The 14,088-nt window shown below is 42.6% G+C and carries 10 protein-coding genes and 8 tRNA genes; 13 read left to right on the forward strand and 5 right to left on the reverse strand.

Annotation, left to right across the window (positions count from 1 at the left end):
• Positions 1-4: 4 nt before the first annotated feature.
• Together FTU35_RS02155 and FTU35_RS02160 are read left to right on the forward strand one after the other, a co-directional pair.
• Positions 5-4,579, forward strand: coding sequence for an Hpt domain-containing protein (locus FTU35_RS02155; protein ID WP_179996981.1), 4,575 nt, complete (start codon positions 5-7; stop codon positions 4,577-4,579).
• Between the two features lie 3 nt (positions 4,580-4,582).
• Entirely contained in the window at positions 4,583-5,041 is a 459-nt protein-coding gene (locus FTU35_RS02160; RefSeq protein ID WP_004975530.1) for a hypothetical protein, read from the forward strand.
• Positions 5,042-5,122: 81 nt separating this feature from the next.
• On the opposite strand, the gene dapE is transcribed toward FTU35_RS02160, so the two are convergent.
• From dapE to FTU35_RS02175, 3 genes are all read right to left on the reverse strand, one after another.
• Entirely contained in the window at positions 5,123-6,256 is a 1,134-nt protein-coding gene (dapE, locus tag FTU35_RS02165; protein WP_004968259.1) for a succinyl-diaminopimelate desuccinylase, read from the reverse strand.
• Between the two features lie 142 nt (positions 6,257-6,398).
• Positions 6,399-6,545 (reverse strand): entericidin A/B family lipoprotein, encoded by a 147-nt coding sequence (locus tag FTU35_RS02170; RefSeq protein WP_096901466.1) that lies wholly within the window; start codon positions 6,543-6,545, stop codon positions 6,399-6,401.
• 120 nt (positions 6,546-6,665) lie between these two features.
• Complete coding sequence (locus tag FTU35_RS02175) at positions 6,666-7,550, reverse strand: DUF1853 family protein (RefSeq protein WP_180005966.1); 885 nt, start codon at positions 7,548-7,550, stop codon at positions 6,666-6,668.
• 87 nt (positions 7,551-7,637) lie between these two features.
• Here FTU35_RS02175 and FTU35_RS02180 point away from each other — a divergent pair, with 87 nt between their 5' ends.
• From FTU35_RS02180 to FTU35_RS02230, 11 genes are all read left to right on the forward strand, one after another.
• Complete coding sequence (locus FTU35_RS02180) at positions 7,638-8,018, forward strand: YbaN family protein (protein WP_004968265.1); 381 nt, start codon at positions 7,638-7,640, stop codon at positions 8,016-8,018.
• Between the two features lie 9 nt (positions 8,019-8,027).
• Entirely contained in the window at positions 8,028-8,552 is a 525-nt protein-coding gene (gene elsL, locus FTU35_RS02185; protein WP_131261501.1) for a cell wall-recycling L,D-carboxypeptidase ElsL, read from the forward strand.
• A gap of 273 nt (positions 8,553-8,825) precedes the next feature.
• Positions 8,826-8,901, forward strand: a tRNA-Val gene (locus FTU35_RS02190).
• 26 nt (positions 8,902-8,927) lie between these two features.
• Positions 8,928-9,004 (forward strand) — tRNA-Asp (locus tag FTU35_RS02195).
• A 51-nt stretch (positions 9,005-9,055) separates the two neighbouring features.
• Positions 9,056-9,132: transfer RNA gene (locus FTU35_RS02200), tRNA-Asp, on the forward strand.
• Positions 9,133-9,153: 21 nt separating this feature from the next.
• Positions 9,154-9,229: transfer RNA gene (locus tag FTU35_RS02205), tRNA-Val, on the forward strand.
• Positions 9,230-9,243: 14 nt separating this feature from the next.
• Positions 9,244-9,320 (forward strand) — tRNA-Asp (locus tag FTU35_RS02210).
• A gap of 101 nt (positions 9,321-9,421) precedes the next feature.
• Positions 9,422-9,497, forward strand: a tRNA-Val gene (locus tag FTU35_RS02215).
• Between the two features lie 64 nt (positions 9,498-9,561).
• A tRNA-Asp gene (locus FTU35_RS02220) sits at positions 9,562-9,638 on the forward strand.
• A gap of 101 nt (positions 9,639-9,739) precedes the next feature.
• Positions 9,740-9,815, forward strand: a tRNA-Val gene (locus tag FTU35_RS02225).
• Positions 9,816-9,909: 94 nt separating this feature from the next.
• Positions 9,910-10,371 (forward strand): DUF2750 domain-containing protein, encoded by a 462-nt coding sequence (locus tag FTU35_RS02230; protein WP_004977378.1) that lies wholly within the window; start codon positions 9,910-9,912, stop codon positions 10,369-10,371.
• Positions 10,372-10,396: 25 nt separating this feature from the next.
• Here the strand turns inward: FTU35_RS02230 and FTU35_RS02235 are convergent, their stop codons facing one another.
• Positions 10,397-11,215 (reverse strand): YdcF family protein, encoded by an 819-nt coding sequence (locus FTU35_RS02235; protein ID WP_180064461.1) that lies wholly within the window; start codon positions 11,213-11,215, stop codon positions 10,397-10,399.
• Between the two features lie 167 nt (positions 11,216-11,382).
• Positions 11,383-14,001, reverse strand: coding sequence for a sulfite reductase flavoprotein subunit alpha (locus FTU35_RS02240; RefSeq protein ID WP_180064486.1), 2,619 nt, complete (start codon positions 13,999-14,001; stop codon positions 11,383-11,385).
• Positions 14,002-14,088: the final 87 nt, after the last annotated feature.

The following is a 14,088-nucleotide window of genomic DNA, read 5'->3' on the forward strand; positions in this document are numbered from 1 at the left end:
AGCTATGAAAGAAATATTAAAAAATTTAGTCGAAACAATGACGCTTCCTGAAGATAGTTATCTTGAGCAAGATGCGGAAATTCTTGAAATTTTTGTCGAAGAAATTGAAGAAATCTTCGAAGAATTAAATCCATTATTTACTACTTGGTTTGCGAACCCAACAGATCAAGAAACTTTAGTGACTATTCGTCGTCACTTTCACACTTTAAAAGGCTCGGGTCGCATGGTGGGTGCGAAGTCTGCGGGCGAATTGGCATGGACGGTTGAAGATACTTTAAACCGTGTGCTTTCGGGTGCGGTAACACTCAATACTGATATTCAAAAATACGCAAAAACTGTTTTAAATATTTATCAATACAAGCTTTATCCAATTTTTAAGCAAGTCGGTTTAATTGATCTTGATTTACGCCCATTGGTGCTTTTAGGACAACAATTACAGCAAAACCAAAGTCCTGAACCTGCATTGGAAGAGTTGCTGGTTTTAGCAGATCAACTGACTGCCACTGATATGCCGACAGGACTAGAATTGACGGATGCTGCAGTTGAAACAGCAGCTGTCGCAGCAGTTGAATCATCTGAAGATGTAATGACTGCTGAAGAAATGCCGCAGACAGAAGTTGCACAAGAAGAGGCTGCTGATGCGAGTCTATTGGCTGAAACTCTGGCTATTTTTGTAGAAGAAGCTGAAGAGCATTTAGCGACCATTGATCAGTTCTTGGCACAAGATCAGATTTACTCACAAGACTATAATGGCTTAATCCGTGCATTACATACACTGCGCGGCAGTTCGTCTATGGCGCAAATTGATCAAGTTTTTCAAGCCAGTTCTAAAGTTGAAAACTTGTTTAAAGCGTTTGTACAAGATGAAATTGAATCTACATCAAAAGAAACTGCGCTGTTGGTGCAATATGCAGAATTTGTCCGGGATTATCTGCATGTACTTCGTCAAGGTCACTGTGATGGTTTAGATGTAATCTATGCAACTTTTAATAAAGCATGGGATAGCTACGGCTTTAGCACCAGCGATACAGAAGACTCTAATCCTCAAGGTTTAGTATCGAAGCTAATCGAACTGAATATTGATCGTTTACTTGATGCCGAATTTGAATTTGATAAATTGGCGCAAGCGCAATTCCCAAGCTATTTAGAAGAACTCAGCGCACAAGCGCAATTGTTGGTAGAGCATACCGATAACCGTGCGTCTGTGGGTATTCATCAATTTACTGAAGAACTTAAAGCTGCTTACGACAGTGTTTTAGCCAAACCAATTCTGCTTAACTCTGAATATGGTTATGAGTTATTTGCACAGGCACACCAAGAGTTTATTCATTTATTCGATACCTTGGCTGCGGGACAGCGTGTTACGGTTACAGAAGACATTCAGAAAACCTTAAATGACTTAACTGCATTTGTGCAGCAAGACATTGATGCAATTGCACTTGAAGATGCTGAAACATCAGTGAGCGACAATGCTGTAGAAACAACAGTTGTTGCAGAACCTGAAGCGGTGCCTGCTGCAGTTGCTAGCGAAAATTCGGGCACAGTGAATTTGGCGCAATTGTCACAACGTATTGCATCAGATCAACAAAACATGCATGCCGATGATGCCAACAAAGACTTCGATCCTGACTTGCTGGATATCTTCTTGGAAGAAGCAGAAGAGCTTTTGGTGGGTATGGATGAAGATGTCAATACTTGGTCAAAAGACGCCAGCGATACTTCGGCTTTAAACAACTTAATGCGTTATTTGCACACTTTAAAAGGTGGTGCAAATATGATTTCTGCGACGCATATTGGTTTAATTGCACACAACCTTGAGTCGATTTACGAGCGTATCATTAACAACCAAATTGTTGTTTCACCTGCGTTAATTCAAATTATTCGTTTGGTGCAAGATGATATTGCAGACCGTATTCAGACCATTCGTGATGAGCGTGTGGACTATGCTGCGCCAGAGTCGATTGCAATTTTAGGCAACATTGTTAGCTTGGCACAAGGCGATGCAGATGTGTCAGTTGCAAGTGCGACAACCGCAGCGCAGCCTGAACAGACTATTGAGGCAGTAGAAGAGGTTGATGCACAGCCTGAGTTGGCGGTAGAAGCGTTGCAAGATACAACTGCAGATTTAGCTGAAGATGACGCAGTTATTGCTGATGATGCACATTTTGAAGACGCTGCTGCTGCGGCATTTGAGCCGATCACAGAAACTGTAAGTCTTGAAGCAAGTGCTGAATCTGAAGATGAGCAATTACATTCAATTGTGGTTGAGACTTTCAGAGAAGAAGCGGAAGAAATTTTGGATGCTGCAGATCAGCGCTTGAAACAATGGTTTGAACAGCGTAGTGACCGAAGTATCTTGCTTCAATTACAACGTGCGGCGCACAGCTTAAAAGGCGGTGCACGTATGGCTGAAATTGAGTCTGTTGCGCAAATCGCCTATCAACTTGAAAGTGCCTTTGAACAGTTTGCTGTGCATCAATTTAACTCAAATGTTTATGATGCTTTATTGCAAACCACGTTGGCGTGGTTGCGTGATGCAATCTTCAAAGCAGATTACAGCAATTATGACAGCTTAAAATCTAGCTTGTCGGCGATGCAGTTTGTAGATGTATCTGCGCAATTGCCCGAGCGTTTAACGCATACCGACTTGTTATCGCCAAGCCGTAGTTATGAGTTTGTTCAGGGTGATGGTACAGAGCCGCCTGCAATGTCGGGTGAGTGGGGCGAAACCACACAGCTGGATAATAGCAATGAGATGATTCGTATCTCGGCCGATTTAGTCGAGAAGATGATTGACTTGTCAGGCGAGAACTCGATTAACCGTTCACGTATTGAAATGGAGCTTGGGCAACTGGGCGGTACGTTGAATGAGATGGAATTGGCGATTAAACGTCTTGCCGATCAGTTACGTCGAATGGAAGGCGAGCTGGAATCGCAAATTATTGCCAAGCACGGTTCTGAAAACTCACGTTATGCAGACTTTGACCCATTAGAGATGGATCAATATTCATCGTTGAATCAGTTGTCTAAATCTCTGGCGGAATCTGCATCGGACTTGGTGGACTTTAAGAGCACCTTGGCTGAAAAAATTCGTGATGCTGAAGGTTTGTTATTACAACAATCACGTATTCAGGCCGAAATTCAAGAAAGCTTGATGCGCACACGCCTTGTACCATTCTCACGTTTATTGCCACGTTTACAACGTATTGTGCGTCAGACTTCATCGACCTTAAACCGTCCAACAGAATTGGTGGTTTATAACACTGAAGGTGAATTAGACCGTACCATTCTAGAGCGTTTGGTGACACCGTTTGAACACATGCTGCGCAACGCGGTTGACCATGGTATTGAAGACCCTGCACAACGTGCTGCAGCCAATAAACCTGAAGTTGGTAAAATTGAACTGAACATTACTCGCCAAGGCACAGATGTTATGGTGACTTTTGTGGATGATGGTAAGGGTATTGATGATGCTAAGATTAAAGAAAAAGCATTGAGCTTAGGTTTAATCAAAGCCGATCAGAATTTAGATAAAAATGAAATTCTGCAATACATTTTCCACCCAGGCTTTACAACAGCACAATCGGTTACACAAATTTCAGGTCGTGGCGTTGGTTTAGACGTGGTGCAAAGTGAGATTAAGGCGCTCGGCGGTCACGTTTCTGTAGATTCAACATTAGGTCAAGGCACAACCTTTAGTATTCGTGTACCAACGACGGTTGCGGTATCCGATGCCTTAATGGTTAAAGTTGGTGATCAACAATTTGCTGTACCGTTGGCGCAAATTGACCGTATTGTACGTATTGCACCAACCACTTTGGAATCTTACTTCAACAGCAATGAAGATTTCTTCCAAATTGACAACCAGAACTACAAGTTACGTTACTTATCTGAGTTCGTTGGCAATCAGCCATTACCGCGTTTAAGCCATGTGGGTCATTCACTACCTGTTCTGTTAATTAAAGGCAGCACAGGTCAAACCATTGCTTTACTAGTCGATCAGTTGATTGGTTCGCGTGGTCAAATTGTTGTGAAACCAATTGGACAACAGTTCTCAAGCATTGGTGCAATTGCAGGCGCAACTATTTTGGGTGATGGTCAAGTTTGTTTGATTTTGGATGGTCAGAACATTGCCCGTCAAATTCTTGCAACGCAACGTACTAAACAAGCCAGCGATCAACGTGATAGCCAACGTCGTGATACACGCCGCTTAATTATGATTGTGGATGACTCAGTCACCGTACGTAAAGTAACTTCACGTATGCTTGAGCGTCAAGGTTATGACATCGTGACTGCCAAAGATGGTGTCGATGCCATGGAGCAGCTTGAAAACGTCAAACCTGACTTGATGTTACTGGATATTGAAATGCCACGTATGGATGGTTTTGAGGTGACTAACCTTGTACGCCACCACGACATGCATAGCAATCTGCCGATCATCATGATTACGTCACGTACAGGTGAAAAACACCGCGAACGAGCGTTTAGCTTGGGTGTGACGCACTACATGGGTAAACCGTTCCAAGAGGCAGAATTGCTTGCCAATATTGAACAATTATTAGCAGTTAGTCAGGGGTAAACGATGAGTCAGACGAATAGTCCAAATTTACTCGGGCAAATCAGTCAGCAAGAGCTGCAACATTTAATTACCGTATCTACCGGTTTTATTGATGCTTATATTGTTGAATGTCATGGTAAACAACCAATGCTGATACCTCAAAATATTGTGTTGTCAGCGCTGGATAACGCCACTCAAGTTAAAACTGTGGAATGGCACGAATCGCAATTGCCTGTTTATGCGGTCAATGACCCAGAGAAAAAAATGGGCGTGGCACTGGTTATTGAAGGCGATGAAATGGAGCAGCGTTTTGCTTTGATGTGCAATGAAATGCCTAAAACCCTGCGCTTGCGTATTTCTGAAGTGGTAGATGATGACCAGCAAACCACGACTGATCCTGCGGTATTCCAATATGTCCGTATGGGTGAGCAGGTCTTTCATGTGCCTAATTTGCAATACATTCAAGAAAATTTGACGATCTAAACGCAATTTTCTCCGTTGTAAAATAGAAAAGGAACTCAAATAGAGTTCCTTTTCTGCTTCATGCAACTAATCTTATTGGATTTAAGTTAGTAATCCTTCCAAAATCTGTTCATAAATTTCTGCCAATGGCTCTAAATCAGCCACATCAACATGCTCGTTAATTTGGTGAATGGTGGCATTGAGTACGCCTAACTCCAACACTTGTGCACCTGTCGGCGCAATAAAGCGACCATCAGATGTACCGCCACTGGTCGATAATTCTGTTTCAACACCTGTGACATTGCGAATGGCTTGACGTGCAGCATTAACCAATTCGCCCACAGGGGTTAAAAATGGCAAACCTGAAAGCGTCCACTCGATTTCATAATCCACTTGATGGCGATCTAAAATTTCCAAGACACGTGCTTTTAGCTCATCTGCAGTCACTTCAGTCGAATAACGGAAGTTAAAGGTCACCGTCATGTTACCTGGGACAACATTGGTCGCACCTGTTCCTGCTTGAATATTTGAAATTTGAAATGAGGTGGCAGGGAAGTATTCATTGCCATGATCCCACACCGTTTCACACAGTTCCGAAATCGCTTTAGACGCGGTATGAATCGGGTTAATTGCCAAGTGTGGATAAGCCACATGACCTTGTTTGCCTTTTACAGTCAAGACACCATTGAGCGAACCGCGACGCCCATTTTTAATAATATCGCCTAATTTATGGGTACTTGAAGGTTCACCTACCAAACACCAAGTCATTTTTTCCTGACGTGCTTCTAAAGTTTCAACGACTTTGACGGTGCCGTTAATAGAGGGGCCTTCTTCATCAGAAGTGATCAAAAAGGCAATTGAGCCTTTGTGATCAGGATGTTTGGCGACAAAGCGTTCAGAGGCAACCACCATGGCTGCCAATGCGGTTTTCATGTCGGCACTGCCACGACCATAAAGTTTGCCATCACGAATTTCAGGTACGAATGGATCGGTATTCCATGCGTCTAAATTGCCTGTCGGTACAACATCTGTATGACCTGCAAAGCAAAAGACAGGTGCTTCTGTACCTTTACGCGCCCAGAGGTTATCTACATCGTCAAAACGCATAGATTCAATCTTAAATCCAATTTTTTCTAAGCGTTCTGCCATGAGGTTTTGACAGTTGTGATCGACAGGAGTGACAGACGGTTGGCGTAAAAGCTGAAGGCTTAAATCCAGAGTAGCAGAAGAGGTCATGAGAGTTTCAGACGTTTATCAAGAGTAAGTGCTAATAATAGGGGAATAATGCAACAAAAGTGAAATTTTAGCGTGAAAAAAACCTTGTCCGAGAACAAGGTTTTTTGTGGTTTTTGTGAAGATATTCCTGAAATACTCAGAATTATTTGCGAATTTCTTGTTGGGTTTTTTCAGCAGTATTACTCACCGCATGACCTGCAGAAGATACGTCTTCGCCCACGCCTTTAATTGTATTACAACCCGTTAAAACAAAGGCTAATAGTAGTGAAGTCGCTAGAATTTTTTTCATGATCATCTCCAATATGTTCTAGATAGATTATTTTGATGTGTTTTTTAGCTTAGGAAATAAACAGAATAATAAATAGGCAACTTTTATGGTGCTTACGTAATAAAATGTTGAAACAGTTATTCAGCGTGTTAATGGTGGATAGCTAATCAGCGGTGCAGCACGATACATATAAAATTGTGAATGTGCCGCCCGATAATACAAGCCATCTCCCCACCATTGATTAGGATGGCTACTGGCTTGAGCATTTTGACAAATCCATTCATGACGTTGCAGGCGATAAAACTGTTCTGTTTGTGCAGGAATATCACTCCCCCAAAGACCTAAACGACGAGCGCGATTAACCCAGTATGGCACAAGTGTTGTAGATGATTGTGCCAAGTGATGTATGGCGAAATACAATTGTCCTTTGAGTACAGCAAAACGGCGTTGAATCGGCACATCCAAGGCTTGCTTAAATTGAAATTGCTTTTGACTAAAATGATTCAGTTTACGCGCTAAAGTATCGGAGCGGTTTAAACCATACCAGTGTGCCAAAGAGCAATCCGCTTCGGCTAAGTAGTATTTTAATGCGACTTCCCAGTGTTCAACCTGCTGCGTGTCATGGTTGTGCAGTAAAAAATCCAGTTCACCCACAGTTTTAGCACCATCAATAATTTGAATACTGTGCCCCAATAATTCGAAGGGATGATAGTCACGATCACGCAGCCAAAACCACATCAACATTTCAAAGCGTAAGCCTAAACGGGTACTTTTCAGTTGATTTAAAAAATCGTAAACCGCTTCGGGATGTGAATCTAAATAGGCTAAACGTGATTGATAAGCGTGATAATGGTGTTGCCAAAAAGTATCTGAATGGAATTCAAAAGTATGTTGAATGGGCAATTGCTCAGGCACAGCACATAAAATATTCGGACTTGCCACACTAAAAGCCAACTGACGGATAAGCGGGGTTTTGTAGGTCAGCCATACTTCGGGCAGAAGCTCGGGTTGATGCAACTCAATCATTATGAATCCATGCTGAAAAATGCAGAATTACAACGGAAAATTAAAAAACGCTTTATACTACCGCAATTCGTAGTTTAGGACAGTGGTATGCAAAGCTTGTTATGGCGAAGTTTAGTGGTGATCTTTGTCATCCTTGGCTTTATTGGTGCATTGTTGCCGGGTATGCCTACTACAGTTTTTTTGATTTTAGCAGCTTGGGCATCGTCACGCGGTTGGCCGCAAATGGACAACTGGTTACTGAATCATCCTAAATATGGCAGTACACTCAGAGATTGGCGCGCCAATGGTACTGTACCGCGTAAAGCCAAATGGTTTGCAACGATCATGATGAGTATTAGTGCCGTGATCATGCTGTTCACAACTGCGCCCGTTGCGGTCAAAATTTTTACCAATACCACCATGTTGGTGGTGTGTATTTGGTTGTGGTTACGTCCTGAACCACAGCCGCCCACGAAAGAAGAAGAATAGGGTAGCGCAATGTCTTTTTTATACACACAAGCAGATATTTTGATTGATTTAGCCGAGCAAACTTTATATTTGCCGAAGCATCAGAAACTCTACGTCATCTCGAGTGGTGTGAATGGCATTGGTGAAACTGAAAATAGTGGTAAAACACCACGTGGCTGGCATGAAGTCGCTTTAAAATTTGGTGAAAATGAACCTGAAAATGCAGTATTTATTGCGCGTCAACCGACAGGTGAAATTTACAATTTAGATTTAGCTGAACAATTTCCTGAACGGGACTGGATTTTAAGCCGCATTTTATGGCTCAGTGGTTTGCAAGAAGGTTTTAATCAAGGCATTGGCTGCGATACTTTTCAGCGCTATATCTATATACATGGCACACCAGACACAGAACCGATGGGCATTCCTGCATCGCATGGCTGTATTCGGATGCGTAACCACGATATTTTAGAATTGTTTGAACTGATTCCAGAAAAAGCCTTGGTTTATATTTCTGAACACAAGCTAGATTTAAATAGCTTAGGGTTGCTTGGTTGATGGTGCGTTGATGGTGCGAGTCAATTGAATAAAGTTGTATTCATCGCAACATAAAAAACCAATACATTGAGCAGGTAGAGTGCAACGCTAACAAGTTGAAAAGCACATTAATTTTGCTTGAAAACTAAAATAACTTGCAGAATTTGTTTGTTTTTATAGCGGATCACCTATTTTTTAATCACTCAGTCACAAAAAACTGAAAACAAGCCGAAAAGCGTTTGACAGGCGGTAAAGATTCTCTATAATGCACCTCACAAACGATAAAGACGTTAAGGGCGCTTAGCTCAGTTGGTAGAGCGTCTGCCTTACAAGCAGAATGTCGGCGGTTCGATCCCGTCAGCGCCCACCAAGCCTTTACGTTATAGATTCTTACGTGCAGCGGTAGTTCAGTTGGTTAGAATACCGGCCTGTCACGCCGGGGGTCGCGGGTTCGAGCCCCGTCCGCTGCGCCACTTAAGATTCTTTAACCATTGTTTGTACCACAATAGTGACTTTGTGTAAGTGCAGCGGTAGTTCAGTTGGTTAGAATACCGGCCTGTCACGCCGGGGGTCGCGGGTTCGAGCCCCGTCCGCTGCGCCATTTACATAAAATTGCTTTTGAGGGCGCTTAGCTCAGTTGGTAGAGCGTCTGCCTTACAAGCAGAATGTCGGCGGTTCGATCCCGTCAGCGCCCACCAGATTCTTTTGCGATGCAGCGGTAGTTCAGTTGGTTAGAATACCGGCCTGTCACGCCGGGGGTCGCGGGTTCGAGCCCCGTCCGCTGCGCCATTCAAAAGAAAAGTTTAGTTTGCCTGATAGACTTAAACTGAAATGATGCAAAGTTTGACAGTTTTGCAAAATCAGAACAAAATATTGTTTTGATCTTATCAGGGCGCTTAGCTCAGTTGGTAGAGCGTCTGCCTTACAAGCAGAATGTCGGCGGTTCGATCCCGTCAGCGCCCACCATATTTTAGTATTTATGCTTGGCATACATACAAAAAAGACCTTAATTGCTTACGCAATTACCGTTGCAGCGGTAGTTCAGTTGGTTAGAATACCGGCCTGTCACGCCGGGGGTCGCGGGTTCGAGCCCCGTCCGCTGCGCCATTTTTCATTCCCTGATGTGAAAAATGTATTTCAAAGTTCAAGACGACGTTCTTTGCTTGTCTTGCATCATAAAAAATAACGATGTTATTTTTTAATCTTCAGGGCGCTTAGCTCAGTTGGTAGAGCGTCTGCCTTACAAGCAGAATGTCGGCGGTTCGATCCCGTCAGCGCCCACCATATCCTTTCATCCTCATTTATCTTATATTACTTGCGTATTGCAATAAATTCGCCTAAAATTTTTATTTAATAATAATACTAATATCCGTGACTTATGCGAAATCCTTATCAACGTAAAGCTGCATCTAAGCAAGCAACGCAAACTTATAATGCACAAGATATTTACAAGCAATTTATTGAGACCATTGTGTCTCAGGGGCATGTTTTTGCATTGTATGAAGATGGCTGGGCGCTCTGTGCCACGCCTACAGGGCAACGTGCTTTTGCAATGTGGCAAAATAAAAGTCTGGCAAAACTGTTAATTAAAGACAATTGGGCCAATTATCAAGTCGAAGAAATTTCACTGAAAGATTTTATTGAAAAAGTGATTCCATTTTTACGTCAGGAAGCCACCAATATTTCGATGAATCTAAGCCCAGAAGGGCAGAATGTATTGGTTGCCCCTGAAAAGTTATTGCTTGATCTAAAAAATTATTTGTATCAGGTGTATATGCAAAAACCTGAATTTTTTAAAGATATGCAAATTCCTTTACCACGCTCGATACGTTTGAATTAAGCGATCTGCTTGCTAGATTTTATTTTTAATACTCATTCAGCAGCCAACCACTGATATAAGCAAAATACTCGCGTAACCATGCGTTATAGCGGGTATAGAGTGGTGTCGTTGCACTGAGCATGCTGAACTGTGTGTATCCTTGTCGTTTGGCAATGGCTGCTGCACGTGGTGTGTGAAAGTCGCTGGTGACAATTATAATCGGTTGGGTTTTATCTGTGCCTAATGTATGCAGCAAGGGCTGACTGTTTTTCAAATTAAGTGCCGTACTGGTGCTTTGGGTTTCCAAGATAATGTGTGATGCTGCAATTGCATAACGTTGTTGCAAATAATTAGACATCACCTGTGCTTCGGTGAGTTGTTCCGCAAATGCAGGGCCACCACTAACAATGAAATAACTTTGAGGATGCTCCAAGGCATAAGCGGCTGCGGTATCCAGTCGTTTGGCAAGCGTGGGCGATGGTTGTCCATTTTCAATGCCACTGCCGAGTACAATCACCACTTTAGCATTGTTGTCTACAGTATTTTGCTGCTGTGTACTGAAATGAATATAAGTAAAAAAGATCAGCAGGCTGATGCACCACAGCCAAAATATGCCCCAACCGAATTTCCACAGCCCATCTAAGCGAGTATGTTGTTTTAAGTGGCTTTGAATCCAAGTATAGAAAATGGCATAACACAGCAGCATCATGCCTATTAAAACAGGTAAAACGGTGCCGAAATGAATTTTCTTTAAGCTGATGAGATAGGCACCATCCAATACTAAAATTAATCCAATTAGGCTACTCAATATTCTTTTAAATAGACTAAATTGTGTTTGTACGTGACTTGCTTGCATGCCTTGCATAATTTTATTGCACTGTGATGCTGTACAAACAGTATAGCCGAAGCTGCTGAAAAATTTTGCCTCAACTGAATTATGTTTCGGCTGAGGCTATGGATAAAACTTGGGTGAATTGCCAAGTTTTAGCTATAGAGCTACAGCGCAAGCCATTTAAAAAGTGTCAACAAATCCTAATACACATCTCGGCGATAACGTCCTTGCTGACGTAATTGTTCCAGTTGAGTCTCACCCAAAATATCTTTTAAGGCTTGGTCGACATCACTGGCCATGCCTTGAATGCTACCGCAGACATAAATCACGGCATTTTGTTCAATCCAGCGTTTTAATTCTTCAGCCTGTTCGCGTAACTTATGGTGTACATAGACTTTTTCGGCTTGATCACGGGAAAAGGCCAAATCAAGGCGTTGTAGCATACCTGTGCTTTGCCAAGCCTCGATGGTGTGCTGATAAAAGTAATCGTGCGCTTGCTGACGTTCACCAAAAAACAACCAGTTTTGGGTGTAATTCAGGCGGGTACGTGCATGCAATAAGCTCATTAATCCTGCAAGCCCTGTACCGTTGCCAATACAAATAATTGGGCGGTCATCATCAATTAAATGGAAAGATGGATTATTGCGAATGCGTAATGCGATATTTTGCCCAAGTGCAGCATGTGCAGTTAACCAACCTGAACCTAAGCCAAGCTCGCCTTGAGCATCGAATTTTTGACGCACCACAAGTCTTAAAACCTGTTGTGAAGGAATACTGGCAATTGAATATTCACGACTAGGCAAGGGTGAAAGTTGTGCCAATAATTCATCCGCAGTTTTAAATGTCTGAATTGGCGCGGTGAGGTCTTTATCTGCCAAAGCCTGTACTAAGGTTTGCTGACCATCAGCAAGAATTGTATTGGCATCGAGTTGATGCTGTTTTAAAAAGGCGTGAATCCGTGCAGTGCTGTTTTCAGGCTGAATTTCTGCAATATCACCTGCAGACCAATGCACATCATGTTGTGCTAACAGTTCAATATTGAAGGCGGGTGCGCCTAAACTGTTGGGATTTAGCAAGTCACGTTGCTGTAAGGTCCATGTATCAAAAGTTTTTTCGATATGCATACTTGGTAAGTCAAGTTGTGTGACCTGTACCAAAGCCTGATTCCAACGCTGTATGTCTGCAGGATTGGCATTATTTACTTCAATGGTATTGAACAAGGCATGTGCTTGATTACGTTGCAGCCATGCAGCAATCGTATGTCCAAAACGGCAGTAATGATCTGCATATTCACGTGAACCTAAAGCCAGTACTGCATAACGCAAATGACTCAGGTCACAGGTTTGCGGTAGGATTTTTTTCACAAAACTTGAGGTCAAATCGGGTGCATCACCTGTGCCATAAGTGCTAGCAATACATAACAGTTGGGTGGTGTTTTTAAGGTCTTCAAGGCTGAGATGTTGCAGAGCTTTGACTATGACAGATTGATGTGCTTCTTGCAGACTAGTAGCGGTGCGCCATGCCAATTGTTCGGCAGTACCTGTTTGGCTGGCATAGACAATGAGCCAGTGTGCAGCATTTGGGTCGATCTGAAATTGAGTCTGGTTTTGACGTGCAGCAAGAGTCAAACGCTTTTGTTTACGACGTTTTAAATACAGCATCCAACCTGTGACGAAAAACAGCGGCATCATCAATGCAGAAAGCATGGCTAAAAATTGATAAACAGGCCCAAAGAAACTACCGCGATGCACAGGCAGCATACTGCTCATGATTTTTTCATTAAGCCGTTTGTCTACATATAATTCAAGTTGAGTAATACGTGCTTGTTGATAATCAAAAGTTGCGTTATTGCGGGCACGTTCATGTTGTGGAATGACATCGACAAAGTTAATTTCAATTTCACTATTGGCGTGTTTAGGCACATTAAAAGTGATACTGGAATAATCCTGCCCCAATTGCTGCGGGAAATGTTGCCATGCCTTCGTCAATGCCAGATTGATTTGTGCCTGATCCAGCGTATTCTGCTTGGCTGGTTTTGTAGTGTTTGCGCGGCGTCCTGCAGTTTGTGTTTGCGCAGCCTGATGAAGTGCTTGAGCATTTGAATTTACAGGTTTGTTGCGTCCATCTGCTTGCAATTGCGCTTGTGGTCTTTCCACACCCATGACTTTAAACATGCCATTGCGCCACCACTCATACGACCAATACAGTCCTGTGCATGCCAAAACTAGATAGAAAATCACGACCCACGTGCCCACTACGGCATGTAAGTCCCAAATAAAATTACGTCCTTTTAATTGAGGTTTGAGCGCAAACCATTGTTTAAATGAATGGCGTTTCGGCCAGCGTAGGTAAATGCCACTTAACACAAAGAACAACAACATGAGGGTACATGCGGCTGTAATTTGTTTACCAATAGGCCCTACGGTTAAGTTGCGGTGTAATTGCTGAATAAACTGGAAAAATTCACGTCCCCGAATTTCAGGCAACACTGCTGCCGAGTAAGGATTAATCAGGATATTTTGTCCACGTTTTGCACCTTCTTTCGCAATATTGATGGTTGAAGATGCAGCCGGGTCTTTTGCAACGGTGATGCTATTAATTTTATAGTCAGGTTGGGTACGCTGAAAATGTTGATAAATTTCTGCAGGGCTTAGTTTGGCTTTCTGCTCAACTTGTACCTGATAACTGTTCGGATTCATCCATTTTAGAATTTCTTGTTCGTAGGAATAAATCGCACCTGTCACGCCCATGAGTGACAAGATCAGTCCTGCAGTAATACCAAGGAACCAGTGAATTTGGAAAAAGGCTTTCTTCAGCATAAGCGTTGGTTGTTGAGTATGAATTGTGATGCAGAATAATGCAGAGATGAAGTTAATGCAAATGCTATTTATTCTCATTATCGTTCA

Origin of the sequence: Acinetobacter sp. YH12095 (genome assembly GCF_013419245.1) — a bacterium.
GTDB classification, from domain to species: Bacteria; Pseudomonadota; Gammaproteobacteria; order Pseudomonadales; family Moraxellaceae; genus Acinetobacter; species Acinetobacter towneri.